This is a genomic window from Mesorhizobium sp. M0514, from assembly GCF_040321145.1.
Lineage (GTDB): Bacteria > Pseudomonadota > Alphaproteobacteria > Rhizobiales > Rhizobiaceae > Mesorhizobium.
Genome location: NZ_JAMYQZ010000036.1, coordinates 1 through 22,828, shown reverse-complemented (window position 1 = coordinate 22,828; position 22,828 = coordinate 1). Strand labels below are relative to the sequence as shown.

General features: G+C 63.8%; 18 protein-coding genes and 1 pseudogene. 3 read left to right on the top strand and 16 right to left on the bottom strand.

All coding sequences use genetic code 11. The features are described 5' to 3' along the window. Positions 1 to 85 precede the first annotated feature (85 nt). Positions 86 to 3,169 (top strand): ATP-binding protein, encoded by a 3,084-nt coding sequence (locus tag NKI61_RS16590; protein ID WP_352840087.1) that lies wholly within the window; start codon positions 86 to 88, stop codon positions 3,167 to 3,169. Positions 3,170 to 3,403: 234 nt separating this feature from the next. Here the strand turns inward: NKI61_RS16590 and NKI61_RS16585 are convergent, their stop codons facing one another. The 12 genes from NKI61_RS16585 to NKI61_RS16530 form a co-directional block, all read right to left on the bottom strand. Further along, positions 3,404 to 4,387 (bottom strand): substrate-binding domain-containing protein, encoded by a 984-nt coding sequence (locus NKI61_RS16585; protein WP_023689831.1) that lies wholly within the window; start codon positions 4,385 to 4,387, stop codon positions 3,404 to 3,406. A 120-nt stretch (positions 4,388 to 4,507) separates the two neighbouring features. Then, positions 4,508 to 5,560 carry an ABC transporter permease gene (locus NKI61_RS16580; protein ID WP_023705098.1) on the bottom strand — a complete coding sequence of 351 codons (1,053 nt, stop codon included), beginning with the start codon at positions 5,558 to 5,560 and terminating at the stop codon, positions 4,508 to 4,510. Then, positions 5,560 to 7,077: a sugar ABC transporter ATP-binding protein gene (locus NKI61_RS16575; RefSeq protein ID WP_352744680.1), complete on the bottom strand. Its 1,518-nt coding sequence runs from the start codon at positions 7,075 to 7,077 to the stop codon at positions 5,560 to 5,562. The genes NKI61_RS16580 and NKI61_RS16575 overlap by 1 nt, the downstream gene beginning before the upstream one ends. Then, the gene (locus NKI61_RS16570; RefSeq protein WP_352840085.1) at positions 7,074 to 8,087 is read right to left on the bottom strand and encodes a LacI family DNA-binding transcriptional regulator; all 1,014 of its coding nucleotides are present in this window, start codon (positions 8,085 to 8,087) and stop codon (positions 7,074 to 7,076) included. The genes NKI61_RS16575 and NKI61_RS16570 overlap by 4 nt, the downstream gene beginning before the upstream one ends. Before the next feature lie 263 nt (positions 8,088 to 8,350). Next, on the bottom strand, positions 8,351 to 8,815 hold the full coding sequence (locus NKI61_RS16565) for a GFA family protein (RefSeq protein ID WP_352840084.1): 465 nt from the start codon (positions 8,813 to 8,815) through the stop codon (positions 8,351 to 8,353). Between the two features lie 31 nt (positions 8,816 to 8,846). After that, positions 8,847 to 9,383 (bottom strand): isochorismatase family protein, encoded by a 537-nt coding sequence (locus tag NKI61_RS16560; protein ID WP_352840083.1) that lies wholly within the window; start codon positions 9,381 to 9,383, stop codon positions 8,847 to 8,849. An 80-nt stretch (positions 9,384 to 9,463) separates the two neighbouring features. Beyond that, complete coding sequence (locus NKI61_RS16555) at positions 9,464 to 11,470, bottom strand: amidase (RefSeq protein WP_352840082.1); 2,007 nt, start codon at positions 11,468 to 11,470, stop codon at positions 9,464 to 9,466. A gap of 99 nt (positions 11,471 to 11,569) precedes the next feature. Next, entirely contained in the window at positions 11,570 to 12,634 is a 1,065-nt protein-coding gene (locus NKI61_RS16550) for an SEL1-like repeat protein (RefSeq protein WP_352840081.1), read from the bottom strand. Continuing rightward, entirely contained in the window at positions 12,523 to 13,335 is an 813-nt protein-coding gene (locus NKI61_RS16545) for a tetratricopeptide repeat protein (RefSeq protein ID WP_352840100.1), read from the bottom strand. The genes NKI61_RS16550 and NKI61_RS16545 overlap by 112 nt, the downstream gene beginning before the upstream one ends. 343 nt (positions 13,336 to 13,678) lie before the next feature. Continuing rightward, positions 13,679 to 15,286, bottom strand: coding sequence for a WD40 repeat domain-containing protein (locus tag NKI61_RS16540; RefSeq protein ID WP_023749536.1), 1,608 nt, complete (start codon positions 15,284 to 15,286; stop codon positions 13,679 to 13,681). A 105-nt stretch (positions 15,287 to 15,391) separates the two neighbouring features. Further along, a complete protein-coding gene (locus NKI61_RS16535; RefSeq protein ID WP_023708724.1) occupies positions 15,392 to 16,162 on the bottom strand; it encodes an exodeoxyribonuclease III in 771 nt (256 codons plus the stop codon). Positions 16,163 to 16,169: 7 nt separating this feature from the next. Continuing rightward, positions 16,170 to 16,817: an alpha/beta hydrolase family protein gene (locus NKI61_RS16530; RefSeq protein ID WP_023708723.1), complete on the bottom strand. Its 648-nt coding sequence runs from the start codon at positions 16,815 to 16,817 to the stop codon at positions 16,170 to 16,172. Between NKI61_RS16530 and NKI61_RS16525 the strand changes: the two genes are divergently transcribed. Then, on the top strand, positions 16,708 to 17,154 hold the full coding sequence (locus NKI61_RS16525; protein ID WP_198018664.1) for a hypothetical protein: 447 nt from the start codon (positions 16,708 to 16,710) through the stop codon (positions 17,152 to 17,154). The two genes, NKI61_RS16530 and NKI61_RS16525, sit on opposite strands and share 110 nt — an antisense overlap. 21 nt (positions 17,155 to 17,175) lie before the next feature. Here the strand turns inward: NKI61_RS16525 and NKI61_RS16520 are convergent, their stop codons facing one another. From NKI61_RS16520 to NKI61_RS16505, 4 genes are all read right to left on the bottom strand, one after another. Further along, complete coding sequence (locus tag NKI61_RS16520) at positions 17,176 to 18,303, bottom strand: tetratricopeptide repeat protein (protein WP_023708721.1); 1,128 nt, start codon at positions 18,301 to 18,303, stop codon at positions 17,176 to 17,178. Next, the gene (gene ku / locus NKI61_RS16515; protein WP_023685883.1) at positions 18,300 to 19,205 is read right to left on the bottom strand and encodes a non-homologous end joining protein Ku; all 906 of its coding nucleotides are present in this window, start codon (positions 19,203 to 19,205) and stop codon (positions 18,300 to 18,302) included. The genes NKI61_RS16520 and ku overlap by 4 nt, the downstream gene beginning before the upstream one ends. Before the next feature lie 271 nt (positions 19,206 to 19,476). Next, on the bottom strand, positions 19,477 to 21,963 hold the full coding sequence (ligD, locus tag NKI61_RS16510) for a DNA ligase D (RefSeq protein ID WP_023708720.1): 2,487 nt from the start codon (positions 21,961 to 21,963) through the stop codon (positions 19,477 to 19,479). 117 nt (positions 21,964 to 22,080) lie between these two features. Beyond that, complete coding sequence (locus tag NKI61_RS16505) at positions 22,081 to 22,305, bottom strand: hypothetical protein (RefSeq protein ID WP_023673483.1); 225 nt, start codon at positions 22,303 to 22,305, stop codon at positions 22,081 to 22,083. Positions 22,306 to 22,704: 399 nt separating this feature from the next. Here NKI61_RS16505 and NKI61_RS16500 point away from each other — a divergent pair. Beyond that, positions 22,705 to 22,828, top strand: a pseudogene (locus tag NKI61_RS16500) (aldo/keto reductase); the annotation flags it as partial.

Sequence of the window (22,828 nt, the reverse complement as noted above, 5' to 3'; positions counted from 1 at the left end):
GATCGAAAGCGACTGGTGAGCACCGGGATTTGCGATAACATGACTGGGTGCTACATGGTCGCCGCACTAAGGAGGGTCCCGGAGCGTGACCACGCCGGTTCCATTGGCTAGCCCTATTTTGCCCGGCAGTCCGGCGAAACCTGTTGCGGAACGGCGTTATCTCACCATCCTGTTCTGCGACATGGTGGGGTCAACCGAATATGCCGACCGCCTGGATCCCGAGGATTTCCAACACCTGATTGAGAGCTTTCTACAGACCTGCAGCAGCGTCGTCCGGCGCCGCAAGGGTGTGACGGCTAGTTACATCGGCGATGCTATTCAGGCCTATTTCGGCTATCCAACAGCTGGTGAGGACGACAGCGAGTTCGCGGTGCTGGCCGCACTCGAGATCGTTGATGCGGTGGCCACCATCTCCGCAAATCAGGGATATCCGTTGCAAGTGAGGATGGGTATCGCGAGCGGCCAAGTCGTGGTGGGTGAGTTCGTCGGCGCACCGAGCGGTGTATCCACCGTCGCCTTCGGTCACGTCGCGCATCTAGCGGCACGGCTGCAGGTACTGGCCAAGCCGAATACGATCCTTGTCGACGCGGCGACCTTCGAGGCCGCAAGCGGCGCGGTTGATTTCACCGGGTTCGGCAAACATGAGCTGAAGGGATTCGCCGCGCCAGTCCAGGTTTGGCAGGTGCAAAGGGCGCGCATGGTGCCGACCCGCTTTGCAAAGCGGGCGCGTATGACCAAGCTGTGCGGCCGCAACGCCGAATTGCGACTGCTGATGGAGCACTGGGAGACTGTCGTGCGCGACAGGCGTGGCAATGCCGTGTTGGTCTCGGGGGAGTCGGGAATCGGCAAGTCCCGGTTGCTCAACGAAATCCAGCAGCGTCTGCGCAGCTTTCCGCAACTGACCATGCAATGTTCTCCGACCTTTGAGAACAGCACCCTTTATCCATTCCTCGCAGAGTTGCAGAGGATTGCAACGATCGAGGACGGTGACTCAACGGAAGAAAAGCTTCGAAAGCTCCGCAACGGATTGTCGATAGGCTCGGTGTCCAGCGACATCGCGCTGGCGATCTTCTCAGGCCTGCTCGGGATGCCGACGACAATGCCGGACAGGCTTGAAGGGATAAGTGCCGAACGACAGCGCAACATTGCCGAGCAAGCATTCATCGATCTGGTCAGTTATTTGGCGCGAACTACCCCGATCCTGATCTTGTTCGAGGATGAGCAATGGGCCGATGCGACCTCGCGCGACCTTCTCGACAAAGTCGTCGCCAGCCTGGCTTCGACACCTGCCCTCTTGCTTGTGTCGAGCAGGAACAACGCAAGCGTTCCATGGGTCGACGGTCCTGACGGGCACCATATCAGGCTTGAAGCGCTCAGCCGAGCGGACGCTGAAGCGATTGTCCATGACATTAGTCCGAATGCGCTCGCTGCTGACGTAGCAGCGGTGCTCGATCGCGGTGAAGGCGTCCCGCTCTATATCGAAGAGCTTACTCGAAGCGTGGTCGAAACAGGGTTGCGCCTAGACGTATCGCAGCCCAAGCGTCTGTCACTCACGAACAACATTCCAAACTCTCTGCAGTTCTCGTTGCTTGCCCGTCTCGACAGGCTGGGGACCGCCAAGGAAGTCGCGCAGGTCGCGGCGGCGATCGGCCGCGAATTCGATTTCGACATGCTGCGCGAAATTTGTGATTGGCCTGAGGCGGAGTTGCGCGCTGCGGTTGGTGAGCTGATGCGCACAGGGCTGATCGTAGCCGAGCGAGGGACGGCCGGAGCAGGCTTTTCGTTCACCCACGTGCTGCTCCAGCAGGCCGCTAGAGGCACGATGCTGCACGAACGTGCGCAACAGATTCACAAATCGATTGCCGAATGCATCGAGCTGCGCGACCCCAATGCGGGCTTTGCCTATCCCGAAGTGCTCGCTGAGCATTTCGCCGACGCCGGTCTGTTCGATCGCGCCGCTGACTACTGGCTGCAGGCAGGGCTGAAGGCCGCCAAGACTTGGGCTAAAGTTGACGCAGTGCGTATCTTCAGGAAGGGGCTTGAAGCCGCGAAACTCTTGCCTGACTCCGACGATCGTAGCCGCAGGTTGCTTCGCTTCGAACTGGAACTGGGCGACGTTCTGTATGCTGCGCTCGGCTACGTGACGGGCGAAGGCAGTGCCGCGTATCAGCGGGCCATAGCGCTGAGCGGGAAGCTTGGCGAACTGGAAGCGACGATTAGGGCACTCGACGGGCTTTTCGGTACCCATTTCAACTCGGGCCAGTTTGGTAAGGCCCTCGCGGCCAGTGATGAATTAATTCGGGTCGGCGAGGAGGGCGGCTACCTAAACGCGCTCGTTATAGGTCTGCAGTTTAAGGGGATGAGTCTGTTCTGTCAGGGTGAGTTGGCGGAGGCCCGGCAATATCTTGAGCGCGCTCTCAGCCACATGGGCAGTGCAGACGAGGTCGGCAGCGACTTTCCGAGTATGGCCATGATCTACCTTTCGTGGACCTTGCATATTCTGGGGTATCGCCGTCAAGCGCTGAAACTCTACCTCGAGGCGGAGGCGACCGTTCGGCAGCAATCCGCCTATCGCTTGGCGGCCTGCTTGGGAAACGGGTGCGTGTTGTTCGCCTTCCGCGAAGAGAGCAGGGATATCGCTCGGCTGGCGGATGAACTTCTGCCATTAGCGCAGGAAAACGGTTTCAATCTCTGGACACGGGTGGCGCGCTTTTTTGGCGGCTTGGCTGCATCAAGCCTCGATGACAGTCTGGTGGGAAGCCATATGATGGCATTGACCGAGAGTGACCTTGAAGATCAGGAAGTCGACAAATCGTGTTATTTAGGCTTACTGGCCAAAGCTTTCATTAACTCAGGACAATTCGATATAGCGGCAGAGACCGTCGAGAAAGGTCTGCGCGAGGCCGAAAAGATTGGCGAGCATTACTTTACAGCTGCCTTGCTTCGCATTCGCGGCGAGATCGAACTTGCAAATGGAGTCGGAGACAGAGCGGCAGAGGCTTCTTTCCGCGAGGCTATTGCCTTTGCGCGGCAGCAGCGCGCTAGGAGTTGGGAGTTGCAGGCGACCAATAGTCTGGCAAAGCTATTGCGGTCACAGGGTAGGTTCGAAGAGGCGCGTGCGGAATTGCGGGAGGTCAACGATTGGTTCATCGCAGCAGACGTTGAGTGATTAACGACGCATCACGTTCTGCCGGCAATCTCGACGAGCGCGGAATCGGCAACATCACGATCCCCGGCGCAGCCGCAACTTACGGTTTTTAAGCAGACCAACGTCCGCTTACGAGTAGCGATGGCATTGATCTGAAGGCCGGCAGCGGCCATTCAGCCGTAGCTTGCCGCAACGCAACAAGGCCCCTCCCGGGGCCTTGCTTTCAACCTCAGTGCCGGGCTCCTACCGCCCCCCTCACTTCCCCATCAGCTGCTTGGCATTCTCGGCCGTGATCGCGGTGGTCTCCACCGTCACCGTCTTGTCCACCTCGGTCGCGCAGTCGAGCAGGATCTTTTTCGACATCTCGATCGCTTCCTTGGCGCCTGTCGGGTAGGTGAAGGTTGCGACCCAATCGCCCTTGGCGACCGCCTCGATGCCGCCTGCCGGGCCAGGCAGGCCGTCGGTGCCGATGATCTTGACGTCCTTGCCCGCGCCCTTGGCGGCGAGCAGCGCGCCGGCCGCCATCATGTCGTTGGAGGCGTAGAGCACCTTGATGTCGGGGTGCGCCTGCAGCATGGCGGCGAAGGCGACCTGCGCTTTATCCGGGACCCAGTCGGCGGCCTGCTCGGCGACGATCTGGACTTTCGGGTTTCCCTTGACGCCTTCCTTGAAGCCGTTGAGGCGCTCGACGGCCGGCGTCGAGCTTGGCAGGCCTTGCAGCACCGCCGCCTCGCCGCCATCGGGCAGCAGCGTCTTGGCGGTGTATTTTCCGGCTTCCTCGGCGATCTTGAAATTGTCGCCGCCGATGAAGGCGGTGTAGTCCTTGCCGGGGTCGCCGACCGTCTTGCGGTCGAGCTCGATGACCGGGATGCCGGCATCCATGGCGCGCTTCACCGCCGGCGTCAGCGGTGCGGCCTCGAAGGGCGAGATCAACAGGATGTCGACCTTCTGGGTGATGAAATTGTCGACCTGCGAGGTCTGCGTGTTGACGTTGCCGGCGCCGTCGGCGATCTGCAGCGTGAAGCCGGGCACTTCCTTGGCCGCTGCCTCCAGCTCGTCATTGACGTGTTGGCGGTAGGGCTCGGCATTGTTGGCCTGCGAAAAGCCGATGACGAACTGGCCGTCCTTGGCGCAGGCTTTCACCAGCGGCTCGGCGGCGTAAGCGGAGCCTGCAATGCACAGGCCAGCGCCGGCCAGCAGCACGGCCTTGAGGGTCGATCCTCTTAGTGTCGTTTTCATAACTCACTCTCCTCCTCGTCTGGCCGGGGGGCCAGACCTTGGTTTGACGTTCACGTGTTGCCGTCTCCTCCTTGTTTGTTTGTGCATGTCGTCATCGCAAAACCTTTTGCGCGACATGCACTAACGACCCAACCCCTCGCGGCGGCGAACGAGGGATTGAAGCACTGCCGCCAAAACGATGATCGCGGCGGTCGCGAGCAGCTGCATGGCGGGCGTGATGTTGTTGAGCTGCAGGATGTTGGCGAGCGCGCCCAGCATGATGGTGCCGGCAACGGTGCCGACCATCGAGCCGGCGCCGCCGAACAGGCTGGTGCCGCCGATGACCACGGCGGCGATGGCCGTCAGCTCATAGCCCATGCCGTCATTGGCGCTGCCGAAATTGAACTGGCCGGCATGCACAATGCCGGCAAGGGCGGCGGCAAAGCCGGTGATGGCATAGACCGAGATTTTCACCATCGACACCGGCACGCCGGATATGCGCGCGGCGCGCTCATTGCCGCCGACGGCAAAGACATAGCGGCCGAAGCGCGTGGTGTTGAGCACGATGGTGGCGATCGCGGCAAAGACGACGAACACAAGCGTCGCCACGGGCACGGTGTTGTTGAACAGCCGCTCGCCCAGCACGGCGAACACCGGCGGCGCCAGGCCCGGCCCTTCGCCATAGGAAATGTTGATGTACTGGTTGCCGGAGACGACCAGCGCCAGCCCGCGCGCGGCCTGCAGGCCGGCCAGCGTGACGATGAACGGTTCCAGCCTGAAACGCGTCGAGATGGTGCCCTGGATGGCGCCGAAGACGATGCCCAAAGCGAGCACGGCGAGGATGGTGGGGATCAGGCCGAAGCCGCCGGAGATCATCATCGATGCGGTGACGACGCTGGACAGGCCAAGCACTGCGCCGACCGACAGGTCGATGCCGGCGGTGATGATGACGAAGGTCATGCCGATGGCGATGATGCCGGTCTCCGACACGGCGCGCACGATGTTGGCGATGTTGTCGGGGTTGAGGAACAGGATCTCGCCATGGCGGCGCGGCGAGAAGATGATGCCGCCGATCGCCACCAGCACCAGGCCGATAAGGCTCTGGAAGCGCACGATGAGCGCCAGCGGGTCGCGATGCTTTTGAGGCGCCGCCATCACCGGGCTCGCTGCCACTGGATTGTTGTCCTGAGACATCAGGCCTCCCTGCCGTTAGCCGCGGCCAGCACCGTGTGCTCGTCGACGCCGCCCAAGAATTCCGCCACATTGCGCCCCTGGCGCAGCACCACGATGCGGTCGCACAGACCGATCAGCTCCGGCATCTCGCTGGACGCCACCAGAATGCCCAGCCCTTGCGCCGCGAGTGCCCTGAGCCGCTGGTAGATCTCGCCCTTGGCGCCGACATCGACGCCGCGCGTCGGCTCGTCGAGCAGAAGCAGCCTGGGGTTGCCGAGGATTTCTTTTGCCAGCACCACCTTCTGCTGGTTGCCGCCGGACAGTGCGCCGACGGCGATATCAGGGTTCTTCGGCCGGATGTCGAACTGACCGAAGGATTCCTTCACCGCCTCGGCCTGGCGGCGCGGCGAGACCAGCCAGTTCGGCGAGATTCTGGATATGACCGACATCACCAGATTGAGGCCGACCGCCATGCGCAGCATCAGGCCCGAGCCCCGGCGATCGTCGGTGACGAAGGCGATGCCGGCGTGGCGGGCAGCACTGATCGAATCCAGTTTCACCGGCTTGCCCGATATGGCGACCTCGCCCTCCCAGCGGCCGGACAGGCCGGTGCCGTAGAGCGCGGACAGCAGCTCGGTGCGCCCTGCCCCCATGATGCCGGCAAGACCGACGATCTCGCCTTCATGGACATCGAGCGAAACGCCTTGCGGCGCCTGCCAGCCGGCGCTGTCGCGGGCGAGCTTGAAGCTGGCGTTCCTCAGGCTGAGCAGCGGCTTGCCCGCGGCCTTGGCGCGTTGCGGATAGAGTTCGTCCAGCGGACGTCCGACCAGCAGCCTGACCAGCTCGGCCTGCGGCGCGTGCGGCTCGGTGATGCCGGCGACACGGCCGTCGCGCATTACCGTCACCCGGTCGGCAATGCCGGGCACTTCCTCCAGCCGGTGCGAGATGTAGACGATGCCGACGCCGGTGGCGGCGAGCTTGCGCATGATATCGAACAGCCGCTCGACTTCGCCGACGGTGAGTGCGGCCGTCGGCTCGTCCATGATCAGCACGCGGGAGGCGTAAGACAGCGCCTTGACGATCGCTACCACCTGGCGCTGGCCGATCGACAGATCCGCCACCATGGCGGCCGGATCGATGGCGATCTCGATCGCCTCCAGCCGCTTCTTGGCCTCGCGGCGCATTGCCGGCACGTCGAGGAAGCCGCCCGGACGCATCAATTCGCGGCCGAGGAACAGATTGGCGGCGACATCGAGCGACGGCACCAGGTCGAGCTCCTGGAAGATGGTGGCGATGCCGGCCGCTTGCGCCTCACGCGGGTTGTTGAAACGCACGGGTTTGCCGTCGATCTCGATGATGCCTTCGTCCGGCGTGTAGACGCCCGACAACAGGTTCATCAGCGTCGACTTGCCGGCGCCGTTCTCGCCGAGCAGCGCGTGGATCTCGCCCGCCTTCAGGTCGAAGTCGACGCCGCGCAGCGCCTGCACGCCGCCGAAGCGTTTGACGGCGCCCGTCATCACCAGCAGCGGCGCGGTCATGTTAGCCTCGTGTGGGTCGGCCTCCCGCAGGAGGCGCGCGCCCGCAGAGTCGCCTGCAGCCGCACCGAACGTGGCTCTGAACCGGTCGCCGCGATGCGGGCGCTGAGCAGGGCTGCCGCCTGCCTGCCTATCTCGGTGCAGGGCTGCGCGACCAGCGTCAGGCGCGGCTCGAAGCAATCGGCCCATTCGAAATCGTCGAAGCCGGCCAGCGACAGATCGCCCGGAATGGTGAGGCCTTTTTCGCGGATGGCGCGGACGGCTCCGATCGTCGTCATGTTGTTGCCGGTGACCAATGCGGTTGGTGGCGACGGCAGCGACAGGATGGCGTGGGTGGATGCGGTCGCCGCCGCCGTGTCGACATTCTCGGCCGAGAGATAGCGCGTCACGCACTCAAGTCCATTGGCGGCGAGCGAAGCCTGGAACGCCTCGATGCGCTCGCGCGTCGTCGTCAGGCCGGGCTGTCCGGCGATATAGCCGATGCGCTTGTGGCCGAAGGAGGCGACATGGTCGATCAGCGCGCGCATCGACGTTTCGTTCTCGACGCCAATCTGGTCGAAGCGCTGGTCGGCGAAACGGTCGATCAGAACGCATGGCATCTTCTTGTCGGCGAGATAGTCGATGGCCCGCTGCGGCGAGCCCGAGGGCGCCAGGATGACGCCGTCGACGCGGCGCTGATGAAAAGCGCGCACCACCTGCAGTTCGCGGTCGGGATCCTCCTGGGTATCCGACAGAAACACCATCAGCCCGAGCCGCGCGCATTCGGCCTCGACCGCGCAGATGATGTCGGTGAAATAAGGGTTGGAGATCGCCGAGATCGCCAGGCCGACGCTGTTGGTGGTCGAGGCCTTCAGCGAGCGCGCCAGCTCGTTGGGCTGGTAGCCCATGGCGGCAATGGCGTCGTTGATCAGCCTCGCCTTTTCCAGCGAAACGAAGCGCGTGTTGTTGACGACATGCGAGACGGTCGACACCGACACGCCGGCGCGCCGCGCCACTTCAGCCATTGTCGGCAAGGCATATCAGCGCCTGCAAGCGCTCCTCCCTTATGCGTTTCCCGTCCGCTCTGATGGCGGATTTTGAGGGAGCTTAGTGCGATCGAAACGTTTGCGCAATCGATTCGATGAAATTGTTAGCGGGGCTTATCTCCCCCCTCGAGGGGGAGATGTCGCCGAAGGCGACAGAGGGGGTCGGTTCGACTAGGCTCGGCCTCATGCGGCAGATGGAGGTTGGCGCTTCACGCGATGCGACCCCCTCTGGCCTGCCGGCCATCTCCCCCTCAAGGGGGGAGATTCGCAGTTTCACCGAACTCCGCCACCAGCCCCTCATATTCCTCGAAGGCCGGCAGCGCCTCGTAACTGTGCACCGCGGGCGTCGTCGCCCAGGGGAGTTTCTCGCTGGTCCATGTCTCGATGAACGGCGTGAACCAGCCAGGCTCGTCGAGCATGGTCGGACGCAGATTGACGAACCAGTCGAGCCCTTCGGGGCGCGTGAACATCCAGCTCATGCAATGTGGGCAGAAGTAATGACGCGAGGCGCCGTGCAGCCCGCCGATCACCGGCACGCCTTGCATGATTTCGAAGCCGTCGGAGGGGATGGCGGCGCTCAGCGAATAGGCGCTGGCCGACATGCGCTGGCAGCCGATGCAATGGCAAGCCATGGTGAAAAGCGGTTTTGCGAAAATCTTGAGCCGCACACGTCCGCAGCGGCATCCGCCTTCGGCCGGCAATTTCAGGGTTGGCACGGCAGTCTCCCACTCTTCGAAGCGCGGTGCTTCAGTCGCCGGTCAGCGCCTTCGTGGTCACCAGCGTGACGCCGGCATCGGTGAAGTCCGCATTGTACCGGGCGATGATCTCGGTCGCGGTTTCGCCTTCAGTGTCCAGCGTGGAATGGGCATCGGAAACGACGGTAACGCCGAGGCCCTCGGCCAGGGCGCCCTTGACGGTGCCGGCGATGCAGAAATCGGTCTGCGCTCCGGCGAGCACGACTTCGCCGGCCCCCTGCCCGGCCACCCAGGCGCCAAGCTCGGCATTCGAGAAGGCGTTGCGGACGGTCTTGGAGAATGTCGGCTCGTCCTTGGCCTGGCCGAGTTCCGGCCATACCGGCCAACCCGGCTCGCCCGGCGCCAGCGGATCGCCGGCCGGCCCATCATGCCGCACGAACGCTATCCGGCGCCCCTCGCGCCGCGCCCAGTCGATCAGCGAGCGGGTACGCTCGGCGATACCCGGCGCATCATGGATCGGCGGCTCGACGCGCCCGTCGAACATGTTGGTCTGGAGATCGATGACGATGAGGGGAGCGAGGTTTGGCATGGCGCGAAGATAACGCGGGCGATGGGAGGGTCAAGACGGCGAAGCTGCTGATCTCCCCCTTGGGGAGATTACCTGTACCCTCACCCGATTCCACCCGCGACCACGTAAGCACCAGCCGTGCGTCCATCCTCCAGCCGCATGACGGCCGTAACGATCGAGCCGTAAGCGCCTCGCCACACACTGTGCATTCTTTCATGCTCGCCGGCCGGCACCAGGATGCGACCGTGAAAGCTTGTGCCGCTGCGCCGCAGAGCGACCGGTTCGCCATTGACGTGAACCTTGACGCCAGCGGTCTCCGCATCGAGTTCAACCGTCACGGCGATCTCGGCCTGGTCTCCTCGCCGCGTCGTCTCGGCAACAAGCGTAAGCCTCGGCGTCGGCGCATCGCTGGCCCGCAATCCACCAGGCCGCCCCGCAAACACATCGTCCGGCAATTCCGGCGTGCGCGGCGGGCTGGTGCGGCGTTGGGTGGCGCGCTCGTAATCGCCGGCGAGCCGCAGCAACTCCGCATCATCATAGGCCTTGCCCGCAAAGGTCAGCCCGACCGGCATGCCGATATCGGCCATCGTTCCCATAGGCACGGTGACGGTCGGAATGCCGAGATGACGCCACACCAGATTGCCATTGGCGACCCAGGTGCCGTTGCGCCAGGCGATTTCTGCAGAGGTCTGGTTGACGTCGGCATCGGCCGGGCCGACATCGGCGACCGCCGGCAGCACGACGGCGTCGAGCCTGTGCTCGTCCAGCCAGTCCTCGAAGTCGATGCGCCGCGTCGCCTCCAATCCCTTGAGACCTTCCGCCAGCGTTGGGATATCCAACAATGGCATCACGCCCTGCTTGGCGCTCGTGACGTAGTCGGCCAGATCGAAACCGTCGTCGCCATAGCGGTCCGGCAGCGCGCCCGGCGGCTGCGGGAAAATCTTTGGGCCGTCGACCGCAGCCAGATCGGGGATCGCCGGATCGGCATTTGCGCGCAGGAAATCGTCCCAGCCCCAGATGCAGAGATCCCAGATTTCGCGCTCTGCAAAGGCTTCCGGCACCAGCCCGCGTTCGACCATGGTTTTTGTGCCCGGACGGTCGCGCTCATAGTTCGAGACGACGGGGAAATCGACCTCGACCACCTCCGCGCCGAGCTTTTCCAGGTCACGCGCCGCCTGCCGCCAGAGGTCGAGCACCGAGGCGCGGGTCTCGATGGGTTTGGGCGCGCCGCCGTCGCGGCCGATATACATTTTCGGCACGCCGAGGCGTTTGCCTTTCAACGAGCCCTCCAAGGCTAGTGTAGTGTAGCTTGGCGGCCTGAGATCAGCGCTTTTCGCGATCGACACCCAGGGCTGCGCGCGCCAGAAATCGCCGCGCGTCTCGGCATCGTCGGCGACGATCACATCGAGCAGCTCCAGCATGTCGGCAATGCCGCGCGTGTGCGGCACCACCACATCCATGGTCGGCACCAGCGGCCAGTTGCCCCTGACCGAAATGACGCCGCGCGACGGCGTGTAGGCGACAAGTGCATTGTTGGACGCCGGCGCGCGGCCGGAAGACCATGTTTCCTCGCCGAGGCCGAAAGCGGCGAAGCTGGCGGCGGTGGCCGTGCCTGAGCCGTTGGACGAGCCGGAAGCGAAGGCCGCGGTCAAATAGTCGGCATTGCAGGGGCTCTCGGCGCGGCCATAGACGCCGCGCTGCATGCCGCCATTCGCCATTGGCGGCATGTTGGTCAGCCCGATCAGCACAGCACCACCGGCCCTCAGCCTGGCAATGGTGAAAGCGTCCTCATTGGCGACGAGATGCTCGAAGGCGGGCGAGCCAGCAGCCACCGTCAGGCCCTTCACCTTATAGCTGTCCTTGGCGGTGTAGGGGATGCCGTCGAGGGGCCCGAGGGTGGCGCCATTGCGCCGCCGCAGGTCGGACGCCGCCGCCTCCTCGAACATTGCCGGGTTAAGCACCGGCACGGCATTGAGCGCGATGCCATGGCGGTCGTAGTGCGCGATGCGCCTGAGATAAGCGCCCACCAGCTCGACGCTGGTGACGGTGCCGGCCTCCAGCGCCCGGCGCAGGTCGGCAATCGAGGCTTCGACGATGTGGAGGGGCATGGGATTCTCGAGATGCAGCGGCAAATGAATCTTCGCATCGTGCGATGCGAGTGTCACGCCTCAAACGGAAGGCGTGACGGCGACGCTTATGCACTCGGCTCATAGCATCTTGCTGTCGAGCTGGCCGTTTTCCTTCATCAGGTCGAGATAGGTCTTGGCGCCGGAACTGCCGTGGCCTGCCGCCTTGAAGAACCATTTGGCGGCTTCCTTGTAGTTTGGTTTCCCATCGACGCCGCGGTAGTAGAGCGAGCCCAGACTGAACTCGGCATCGACGCTGCCGGCCTTTGCGGCTTCCAGCCACCAGGACTCGGCAGCCTTGTCGTCTCTGGCAATGCCCACGCCGTTGGCCGAGGCATACGCTGAGGCGAGCTGGGCATCCACATTTCCCTGCCGCGCCGCCTTGAGCCACCAGCCCGCCGCATCCGCACTGCTTTGCGCAACGCCAACACCCTCGCAATAGGCCGTGCCGAGCGCTTTCTGCGCGAATGCATTGCGCTGGTCGGCGGCTTTGCGCCAGAGCCTTGCCGCCTGAACGGGGTCCTTCGTTACTCCTAGACCATCCCAATACAGTCCACCGAGAGCGAACTGCGCAAGGTCATTGTCCTTGTCGGCAGCCTTGCTCAGCCACTCGAACGCCTGCCTTTCATCCTTCCCGACGCCCTGCCCGTCCCGATACACGACCCCGACATTATACTGCGCTACCACATGGCCTTGGACAGCAGCCTTCATCCACCATCGGAAGGCCAGATCATTGTCTTGCGCAACGCCGCGGCCCTGGCTGTAGAGGATACCAAGCAGATATTGAGCGTCGGCGTTTCGCCCGTCGGACGCCTTTTGCGCCCAAGTCGCGGCCAACGCATCGTCCCGTCCCACGCCTTCGCCGAGCGAATACGCCCGGGCCAGATTGGCACCGGCTTCGGCATTCCCCGCTTCCGCGGCCTTGCGCCACCAATAGACCGCCTGCTCGGCGCTCTTCTCGACGCCTTGGCCCATCGAATAGTATCCGCCCAGATTCGACTGGGCGAACACAAAGGCCTGATTGGCGGCTTTGCTCATCCACGCAAACGCCTGGCCGTCGTCCCAGGGGTACCTTTTCCCTGGCCATAAGCGGCCGCCACCGCGTATTGCGCTTCTGTCAGACCGGTGGTTGCGGCCTTCATCCACCACCCGAACGCAAGGCGGTCATCCTGCTCAACGCCGTGGCCCCGCGAGTACAAAGTGCCCAGCAAAGCCTGGGCATTCGGCTCACCCAGATCGGCTGCCTTTTTCACCCACACTATGGCGGCTTGATCATCCTTCTTGACGCCTTGGTTAAGATAGTAGGCGCGTCCGAGACAGAAAGCGGCCTCCAGGCTTCCTTGGTCAGCCGCCTTGCGCCACCATGAGGCAGCCTGCTCGAAGCTTTGCGCAACACCCCGACCCTGCGCATACAGGACGCCGAGGGCGTACTGAGCGTTCGTATTGCCCTTGTCGGCTGACTGCCTGGAAAACTTCAACGCCAGTTGATCGTTTCTTTCGACCCCTTGGCCATTTAAATAGACTTGGCCGAGAGAATATTCAGCCTCGCCGCTCCCCTGATCGGCCGCCTTGCGCCACCAATAGAGCGCCTGCTCATAATTTTGCGCGACCCCTTGGCCCTGCCAGTACAACACGCCGAGCTGGTACTGCCCATTCATGTTGTCTTTATCGGCGGCCTTTCGTGAGAAACTCTCGGCAAGCCGACTGTCCTTTTCAACGCCCCTGCCCATAAGGTAGGCCTGACCCAGTGCTGCTATGGCTTCCGCATTGCCGCCATCGGCGGATTTCTTCCACCAATACACCGCCTGGCTGTCGTTATGAGCCACGCCCTCCCCGCGCCAGTACAGCGCACCAAGCTGCCCTTTGCGTCAACATTGCCAGCGTCCGCCATGATCTTCATTTGACGGAATACCTCGGCATAATCCTTTGCCTGGAGAGCCGCTGCACCCTTTTGTGCCGCTGACCACTGCACATAGTAATTTCGGCCAGGACCGAGCAGCACAAAAGCCGCCAGCAACACCAGAACGACGATAAGGACCCCTCGGCGACGCGACTTGGGCGGGCTGTAGACAGGTGTATCCACTTTGGGCGCCCACTCGTTGTTGCTCACCGTCCCCAATCCATTTGCAGCCACCAGTAATCCATAGCGCAAGCCAGGCTGTTCTGGAATATCCAAAGCATTTGATGTCGCTACTGCGGTGCGCCGGCGAACAGGATTTCGCCATCGCCGCCAGCCGCCGGCCAATCCCTGATGGTGCGATCGTCGCCGCCGGTGACCAGTGTGCCGTCGGTGGCGAAGGCAACGGCGTAGATCGGGCCGGTGCGGCTGTCGAACATGGCGATCTGGTCTCCAGTGCCGAGATCCCACAGCCGCGCCGTGCCGTCGAGCGAGCCGGAGGCCAGGCGCTTGCCGTCGGCCGACAGCGCCAGCGTATAGACGGTGCCTTCGTGGCCCTCGAAGCGGCGCAATTCCCGAAACGTGTCGAGGTCCCAGAGCTTGATCGTGTAGTCGCCGCTGCCGGTGACGACATGATGGCCGTCGGCGGTGAAGACGGCGCCGTAGGTGCCCTGCTCGTGGCCGTGCCAGCTTCGCAATTGCTTGCCGCTTTCGACGTCCCAGAATTTCAGCGTGCCGTCGATGGAGCCGCTCAGCGCGCGCGTGCCGTCGGGCGAGATTGCGACCGTGCTGATCGGCCAGTCATGTCCGGTCATCACATGCAGCACCGATTTGTTGACGAGATCCCAGACGATGACGTTGCCGGTGTCGTGGCCACTGACGGCGCGCTTGCCGTCCGGGCTGATCGCCAGCTTGCGCACGCCGCCATTCGCGCCCGACGAGAAGACATGCAGCACCGCGCCGTCGGCAAGCTTTCGCAGCACGATCTCGCCATCGTCGCCGGCGGTCAGCGCGGTGGCGCCGTCGGGCATGAACAGCGCCGTGCGCGCCATGTCCTTGTGTTCACCAAGGTTGCGGATCAGCCGCTTGCCGGCGACGTCCCAGAGCTTGATCATGTGGTCGGTGCTGGCGCTCATGACGTCGCGGCCATCGGCCGAGACGGCGAGCCAGACGACGGCGTCGCGGTGGCCGTCGGGCTCGGTCGGCAGCGCCGGCGGAGGCGGCGGCAACGGCGCGACGGTTTGCGGTGGCGTGGCCGGAGCCGGCGGTGGAGCAGTCTCCGGTGGCGGTGTCGCCGGAGCGAGTGCGACTTGTGGCGGCTGAGGGGGAGCAGCCAGAGGCGTAGGCTGCGCCGGCTCGGGCGGTTTGGCTGCCTGCACCGGCGGAGTTGGCTCGGGCGGCATGGTGACCTGCGGCGAACTCGGCGGGGCCGGTGGCGTCGCCAGGTCCGGCGGGACACCGTCGATGCCCTGGTCCTTCGGCTCGGCTTTGGGTTCGTTCGGGGCGGCCACCTCAGCGCCCGGGCCGGCGTCACGCGCCCAAGGGAAGTGGTCGGCCAGCAGCGCCAACACGGCGAGCACCGGCAACATGAGGAAGGCGCGCCGCAGACCGGGGCGGCCCTTTGGGTCGATCTCGGCGTCGCGGCCAAAAAGCGGCGTTCCAGCAGGCTGGCTTCGCCGACCCGGCAGCAGTCTGGCCCAGAACAACAGGGCGCCAAGCAGGCAAAGCCCGCCGACGGTCAGGAACACCACCGGTCGCAGCGTGGCTGGGCCGTGCAGCATGTGATCGATCCCGCTCCAGCTGAAATCTCTGTCGCCGAGCAGCAGATACGCCCGCACCAGACAAGCCAAAGCGGCCGCCAGCAGCGGAAGCGCAAACAGCCTTTCGGCCAACCTGTCCATCGGACTTCCCCTCCGGTGCCGCACCTTGCTCCTCATGCGGCCGCCGCACGAAACAAATAGTGCAAAACTGCGCCCACGAAAGTGGGCGCGATCACGCAGCCAAATTCACTTCAATTCGGCCCATACCGGCGCGTGGTCGCTGGCGCCGTCCTCACCTCTGACACCGCGGTCGATGCCGGCAGCGGTGAGGCGGCGCGCCAGTTTCTTCGACAGCAAGATGTGGTCGAGCCGCAGCCCGGCATCGCGCAGCCAGCGGTTGCGGCGATAATCCCAGAATGTGTAGAGCGTTTCCTTCGGATGCTTCTTGCGGAGCGCATCGGTCCAGCCCTGCTCGAGCAGACGCTGGAACGACGCCCGGCTTTCCGGCTGCACCAGCGCGTTGTCGTCATAGGAGCGGGTGGCGTAGATGTCGCGCGGCTCGGGCACGATATTGTAGTCGCCGACCAGCGCCACCGGCAGGCCAGTGTCGAAGAGTTCTGCGGCATGCGCCTCCAGCCTTTCATGCCAGGCCAGCTTGTACTGGAATTTCGGCCCCGGCTGCGGGTTGCCGTTGGGCGCGTAGACACAGGCGATGACGATGCCGTTCACGGCCGCCTCGATGTAGCGGCTCTGCTTGTCGGCGGTATCGCCGGGCAGGACGTCACGGGTCAGCACCGGCTTGGACCCGCGCGCGAGTATGGCGACGCCATTCCAGGTCGGTTCGCCCTTCCACACCGCGCCATAGCCGGCCGCCGCAAGCGTCGTGCGCGGAAACTGCGTATCGCGGGCCTTCAGCTCCTGCAGGCAGACGACATCGGGCTTGGCTGCCGCCAGCCACGCCAGCAGGTTTTGCAGCCGGCTGTTGATGTTGTTGATATTGAAGGTGGCGATTTTCATTTGGCGATCAGGAAACGATCCGCCCTGTCCACGCCTTCACCGTCCCGGCCAGCGTCTTCAAATGATCGGCGGTCGAAAACCCCGACACGCTCTTGCGCGGCTTCAGGTCGTGGTCGCCATCCTCCAGCCAGATCACCTCGATGGCTTTGGAAAGGCCGTAGGTCGCGACCTCTTCTTTCGTGCCGAACTCGTCGCGGGTGCCCTGGAAGATCAGCGTCGGCGTCTTGAGGTCGGCGAGATGTTTTGTCCTGAGTTGCTCGGGCTTGGCTGGCGGATGAAAGGGATAGCCGAGGCAGATGAGGCCCGAAATCTCGCCCTTGGCGAACATCTCGTCGGCGACCATCGAGGCGACGCGCCCGCCCATCGACTTGCCGCCGATGATGAGCGGACCAGCGACGCCCCTCGCCCTCAGATCGGCGATGGCCTTGATGTATTCCGGGTTGACCGTCTCGGCGCGCGGTGGCGGCTTGCGCTGGCCATAGCGGCGGGCCGCCATATAGTGAAATTCGAAGCGCGCGACCTGGAAGCCGGCGGTGGCGAGCGCCTTGGCGGTGGCGGTCATCGAAGGCGAATCCATCGATGCGCCGGCGCCGTGGGCCAGCACGATGGTGACCGGGGCTGTGTCAAAGCCGTCGAAGAGGAAGCTAGTGGGCATCAGGCTGCGGGACCCCGATATAGTGGTAGGTGGTTTTGGAACCGTGAACTTCCTTACGCCACTGCTCCGGATGCAGGGTAACATGGGTGAAAATGGCTGCAAAAAACCCTACGAGCACGATGAAGAATGGCCGGCCGAAGCAAACGCGCTGCTTGTTCGACATACGGTCCTCGGGGCGCTGGGGAAATGGCCAAGTTCTGCGGTTGTAATATGTGGCCCAATTGATTTTGCTGTCTTCGAAAAAATTCCAGCCATTGCTCCAGTAGAAGAGCAGCTCGCGGCCTCCTGCACCGCCAAAACGATGAAGCACGCGGTTAATCCCATACTCGAAATCTGAACAAGATTATCCACGGCAGCCTCACCCCGCCGTCCGCGCCAGCTGCAGATCGACGAACTGTATCCCCTTTTGCGCAGTGCGCGCCCATTCGCTGTCAGCATCGAGTTCGAGATAGCGCACCCAGTGGCGGCGGGCTTCGGTCAGATTGCCGGCGTCGAACTCCAGCCGGGCAAGGTTGAACACCGGATCGGCGTAGCTCTTGTCGAGCGCGATGGCCTTGACCAGATGCCGGCGCGCCGAGGCGATCTTGCCTTCGTCGCTCATCAGCCCGGCGAGGTTGAACCAGGCCTCGACGAACGCCGGATCGAGCTTGATCGCTCTTGCATAGTCATGCGCCGCGTCGGCCACGCGACCGGCGCCACGCAAGCAATTGGCGCGGTTGAACGCGGCGATGGCGTCGCTCGGATCGATGCTGAGGCAGCGTTGGTAGAGCGCCGCGGCATCGTCGTGCCGGCCCTCCTCTTCCGCGCTTTCAGCCTCGGCGAACAATTCTTCCAGCGTGTCGTCGCCGGCTGCGCTTGCGCTGCCGAGATCGAACAGCAGCTGGCCGTCGAGTTCGCTCTGGCCATCCTCGAGATAGATCTGATCGGGCCGGCCATGCTGCGAGCCGACATTGAGCGATTTGGCGGTGAGCGAAGCGACCGGACCGGAGCGATGCACGGAGCGCGCGATCGCGCCCCAGGATGCACCGCCGGCGACCAGCCCGGCATATTTGCGGGCAAGGATCAGATCGCGGAACGAGTAGGGCTCACAATCGTGCTCGAAGGCGTCGAACAGGCTGAGCAGGTCGAGGTCGGCACCGGACAGTCTGGACTGGTCGACGAGAGACTGCCTGGACAGCGAAGACGCCTCCGGCGCCTTCATCAGACCAAGCAGGCGCAGGAAGCCATTTTCGCTAAGGAGCGTGCGGCCGGCGGCTCGCACGGCCGCGACACGGCATTCGATCTCGGCATCGCCGCCCTTCGCCGTGCCGGCCTTGGCGATCAGCGTTCGGCCGAACACAACATGGCTGGTGCGCCTGGTGACGCCGCGCCGCAACTGGCCGTGCTGACGCTCCACCTCGCGGGCCGCGAGCCGCAGCGGAAATGCCGCCAGCGCGCCGATGGTGCCGAAGACGGCGCCCGGAATTATACCGGTCGGCGCCGTCACCCCTTGCTCTTGCCGACGGCCTTGAGCAGATTGGCCTTCAACGGGTTTTCCTTGGCCGCACCCGCCTTACCCTTGGCGGCAGGTTTTTCAGCGTCGTCGGCCTTGCTCTTCGACTTGGCCGGCGGCTTGGCTGATTGCGACAGGCTCGCCTTCAACGCGTCCATGAGGTTGATGACATTGCCACGCTCGGGCGCCGCCGCAATGATCGGCTTATGGCCCTTCAGTTTCTCGCGGATCATCGTCATCAGCGCGATCTCGTAGCGGTCCTCATAATTCTTCGGATCGAAGGTGGTTTCCTTCTGCTTGATCAGCGCTTCGGCCAATTGCAGCATTTCGGGATCCGGCTTGCCGGCCGGGATGTTGCCGAAATATTCAGCCGTGCCGCGCACTTCGTTCGGGTTCCTCAACGTACACACGAACATGCCGTTCTCGCGCGCGCCGATCGTCACCACGCGCTCGCGGCTGGACAGGACAAGGCGGGCAATGGCCAGCTTGCCGGATTTGCGCATGGCCTCGCGCAGCACGGCGAAGGTTTCCTCCGCCATGGCGCCATCCGGCGCCATGTAGTACGGCGCATCCTGATAAATGACGTCGACCTCGTCTTCGTCGACGAAGGCCTCGATGTTCATCGTGTGATTGGATTCGATGCGCACTGCTTCGAGGTCGGCCTCATCGATGATGATGTACTGCTTGTCCTCGTATTCGTAACCCTTGACCAAGTCCGCGCGCTCGACGAGGCCGAGTTCAGGGTCGACCGGCTTCATGTTGATGCGGTTGTGGGTCTTCTTGTGCAATTGGTTGAACGATATGCGCTCGCTGGTCGTCGTTGCCGGATAGAGCCGGACCGGACAGCTGACGAGGCTGAGCTTGAGGTAACCTTTCCAACTTGCCCTGGGCGCCATGATACTCTCCTACGCGGCCACGCACTGACATTTCAGACTGAGCATGATCTTACCGAAAACCGGTTGCCACTTTTCGGGATCATGCTTACTGCAGCGCTTCGTCCAAAGGACGAATGGTGCTGCGGAAATCCTACACCGACCGGGCACGCTACAGGCAAATCCCTAGCGAAATCTTCCAGTGCCCTGAAGGTCCAAGGCCGAGAATAATTCAAATTGTCCGAAGCGTCGATGGACTTGGGTTCCTCGCCCCCATGAAATGGGGAGAAAAACCTTATTTGAAGGCCGGCAAATCCCTCGCGAAATCCTCCATGTCCGCCCAGGGGTCGCCCGAGGTCGCCAACAACCCCGGCAGCGAGGAATAGTTCAGATCCTGCGGCGCATCGATCGTCTCAAGGTCGCTCCAGCTCACCGGCGTCGACGCCGGCAGGTTGGTGCGGGCGCGCAGCGAATAAGGCGCCGCGGAGGTGTGGCCGCGCGCGTTGCGGTGGTAGTCGATGAAGATGCGGCGCTTCCGGTTTTCCTTGCCCATTGTGGTGGTGAAAGTGTCGGGCGCCGTGGCCGCCAGATGCGTGGAGATGGCGCTGGTAGCCTGGTGCAGCTTCTTCCAGTTCTGCTTTTGCGTCACCGGCACGGTTATGTGGATGCCGCCGCCGCCGGATGTCTTGGCGAACGGCACCAGGCCGAGCCGTTCCAATTCGCCCTTGATGTGGACGGCGGCCTCGACCACCTCGCGCCAGGCGATGCCCTCACCCGGATCGAGATCGAAAACGATCTGGTCGGGCTTGTCGAGGCTCAAGCGATGCGTGCCCCAGGTGTGGAACTCGACGACGCCGAACTGCGCCAGCGCCAGATAGCCTTTTGCTCCCTCGACCGACAGATAGGATGTGGTTTCACCTTCGGAGTTGGTGGCGTCAAAAGTGACCACCGACGGCGGCATGCCGGTGAAGGCGTGGCGCTGGAAGAAACAGTCCTTCGGCAGGCCCGTCGGGCAGCGCACCAGCGACACCGGGCGGCCCATAATGTGCGGCAGCATGAAATCGCCGACCAGCGCGTAATAGACGGCGATGTCGAGTTTGGTCGGCCCGGTCTTGCCGAACAGCCGCCGCTCCGGATTGGTCACCCAGATGGTGGCGAGATCGGCTTCGGCGATCAGCCGCTTGCGCTTCGGCAACACCGGCGTCGACAGGCCGACATCCCTGAGGCCGCGAAATACACCGTGGCGCAGCGAATTGTCCGCCGTGCGGTTGGCGTAGTGGATGCGGGCCGACAGCATCGGCCGCACCCATTTCATCTCGCGCATGATCTCGCGCGGCACACCCTCGGGTGCTGTCGCGCCGTCGCGCAGCGGCTGCAGCCGGGCCAGCAAGTCGCCCGCCGTAGCGGCATCGAAGCCGGTGCCAACCTTGCCGCGATAGTGCAGTTCGCCATCCGCGAATTCAGCCATGCCGAGTGCCGCCAGTCCTTCGGCCGCGTCGGAGACGGTGTAGCCGGCGATGATGAAATCGCCGGTCTCCAGCGCCTTGACCTTGGTCCAGCTCTTGGTGCGGCCGCTCTGGTAGATGGCGTTGGCGCGCTTGGAGACGACGCCTTCCAGCCCAAGGATCGAGGCCTGATCGTACAGCCCCTGTCCGTCGCCTTCGACATGGTCGCTCAGCTGGATGGCGGAGGTAGCGCCCTGCCCGGCTAGCAGTTCGGCGAGCAGGGCCTTGCGGTTTGCGAGCGGCGCCTTGCGGAGGTCCCAGCCGTCGAGATGCAGCAGGTCGAAGGCATAGAAATGGAGCTTGCTGCCCGCACCCGCCGACAGCGCATCCTGCAGCAGCGCGAAACGCGAGATGCCCTTCTCGTCCAGCACCATGATCTCGCCGTCGATGATCGCCTGGCTGAGCGGTAGCCGGGAAAAGGCTTGCGGCAGGTCGCCGTAACGCTTCGTCCAGTCGATGCCGCCGCGGGTGATCAACCTGACCTCGCCATCTCCGACATGCGCCATGGTACGATAGCCGTCGAATTTTATTTCATGGAGCCAGAGTTCACCTGTGTCTTCCACCGGCCCGCCCGGCGGTTTCGGCACCTGCGTGGCGAGCTGCGGCTCGATGCGCGACGGCGGATCGCCCCTGACCGCACCGGACAACGCGCCGGGTTTCAGCGCGCCGGGCTTGGGCGGCAGGCGGGCCGGCTTCCTCGGCGGCGCCACCAGCTCCTCGATCCGCTTGCCGGACTTCACGCTTTCCGGCCGCGCTTCCAGGATGTCGAGGCCGGTATCGGCGGCGAGATCGCGCTCCTTGAACAGCAGCCAGTTTTTCTTCTCGCTGTCTTCGCCGGGCTTGGGCTTCAGACGGGTCAGCATCCAGCCGCCATTCAACTTGTCGCCGGCCAGCCGGAACTTGAAGGCGCCGGTGCGCAGGCTCTTGTCGACATCGTCCATCGGCGCCCAGGTGCCGGTGTCCCAGACGATCATCGGCCCGCCGCCATATTCGCCTTCGGGAATGACGCCCTCGAAGTCGATATATTCGAGCGGATGGTCCTCGGTCTCGACTGCGAGCCGCTTGTCGGCCGGGTTGAGCGAGGGCCCGCGCGGCACCGCCCAGCTTTTCAGCACGCCGCCGACCTGCAGGCGCAAATCGTAATGGTCGGCGGTGGCGTGATGCTTGTGGACGACGAAGCGGTTGCCGTCGCCTGAAATGAGCCCGCCCGCCGGTTCCGGCGTCTTCGTAAATTCGCGCTTGGCGCGATAGGCCTTGAGTGTTGGCGGGGTTGGCATGGGTCAGGCGGGAGCGGCGGCGGCGGACGAACCTTCCCGGCGCCGCGTTCCTGCACAGTGCTGTCCCGCCAACATTTCAAATTTCCCAGCGCGGTGCGAAGAATGTGGAGATCACGCTCAATCGTCTGAGGCGGGCGTCAGGTCTAGCTCGGCCGGGGACAGCCCTTGCTGGAGCTGGCTCAGCCGGAACTCGTCGACCCAGTAGGCCTCGCCGTCGACCAGCACGCGGGCCGAGTAGACGCCGCCGGAAAAGCTTTGCGCGGTGACGTAGACCTTGTGGCGGTCGAGCGCCTTGCGCACCGCGGCGCGCTTGGAATTCTGGCTGGTGACGGAACTGGCCATGGCTCACTCATACACAAGACCGCAAGACATGGCGGCGGCATAAGGATGCTGGAGATCGGCTGCTCTGTCAATTTTGACCGCCTGCTTCTGGCAGCGCTACGATCCGACGGCAGCAAAAAACCGCTGAGCCTCGGCAGTGGGCTTTGCAATGGCGACGACAATATTCGGTTAGTGGTCCGAAGGAATTATGAGCGCCGTGACGCGCGAGAGCTGCTGACGCCGGTCCAGCGTCGGCTTCTCGTAGATCTTCTTCATTGGTATCCCCATGGCCCCCAATGGCCGCCGGCAAAGGCGCTTGCGGCTGGGTTTTGTCAAGGGAAGCGCTGTTCTTCCGCCGAACAGCTATGGAAACTGGAGGAGCGGCCGCTATAGTTTTCCTCAGCCCCAAGGAGAACGGCAATGACCCTCAGCAACCGCAAACTCGGCAGCCAGGGGCTGCAGGTCTCGGTGATCGGCCTCGGCTGCATGGGCATGAGCCAGTCCTACGGCCCTGCCGCCGAGGCGGAATCGATCGCCACCCTGC

Excerpts from the sequence above, each read along its gene's own strand:
- NKI61_RS16585 (WP_023689831.1), bottom strand. The coding sequence starts at position 4,387 with ATGAAAACGACACTAAGAGGATCGACCCTCAAGGCCGTGCTGCTGGCC.
- NKI61_RS16580 (WP_023705098.1), bottom strand. The coding sequence starts at position 5,560 with ATGTCTCAGGACAACAATCCAGTGGCAGCGAGCCCGGTGATGGCGGCG.
- NKI61_RS16575 (WP_352744680.1), bottom strand. The coding sequence starts at position 7,077 with ATGACCGCGCCGCTGCTGGTGATGACGGGCGCCGTCAAACGCTTCGGC.
- NKI61_RS16560 (WP_352840083.1), bottom strand. The coding sequence starts at position 9,383 with ATGCCAAACCTCGCTCCCCTCATCGTCATCGATCTCCAGACCAACATG.
- NKI61_RS16555 (WP_352840082.1), bottom strand. The coding sequence starts at position 11,470 with ATGCCCCTCCACATCGTCGAAGCCTCGATTGCCGACCTGCGCCGGGCG.
- NKI61_RS16540 (WP_023749536.1), bottom strand. The coding sequence starts at position 15,286 with ATGGACAGGTTGGCCGAAAGGCTGTTTGCGCTTCCGCTGCTGGCGGCC.
- NKI61_RS16535 (WP_023708724.1), bottom strand. The coding sequence starts at position 16,162 with ATGAAAATCGCCACCTTCAATATCAACAACATCAACAGCCGGCTGCAA.
- NKI61_RS16530 (WP_023708723.1), bottom strand. The coding sequence starts at position 16,817 with ATGCCCACTAGCTTCCTCTTCGACGGCTTTGACACAGCCCCGGTCACC.
- ku (WP_023685883.1), bottom strand. The coding sequence starts at position 19,205 with ATGGCGCCCAGGGCAAGTTGGAAAGGTTACCTCAAGCTCAGCCTCGTC.
- ligD (WP_023708720.1), bottom strand. The coding sequence starts at position 21,963 with ATGCCAACCCCGCCAACACTCAAGGCCTATCGCGCCAAGCGCGAATTT.
- NKI61_RS16505 (WP_023673483.1), bottom strand. The coding sequence starts at position 22,305 with ATGGCCAGTTCCGTCACCAGCCAGAATTCCAAGCGCGCCGCGGTGCGC.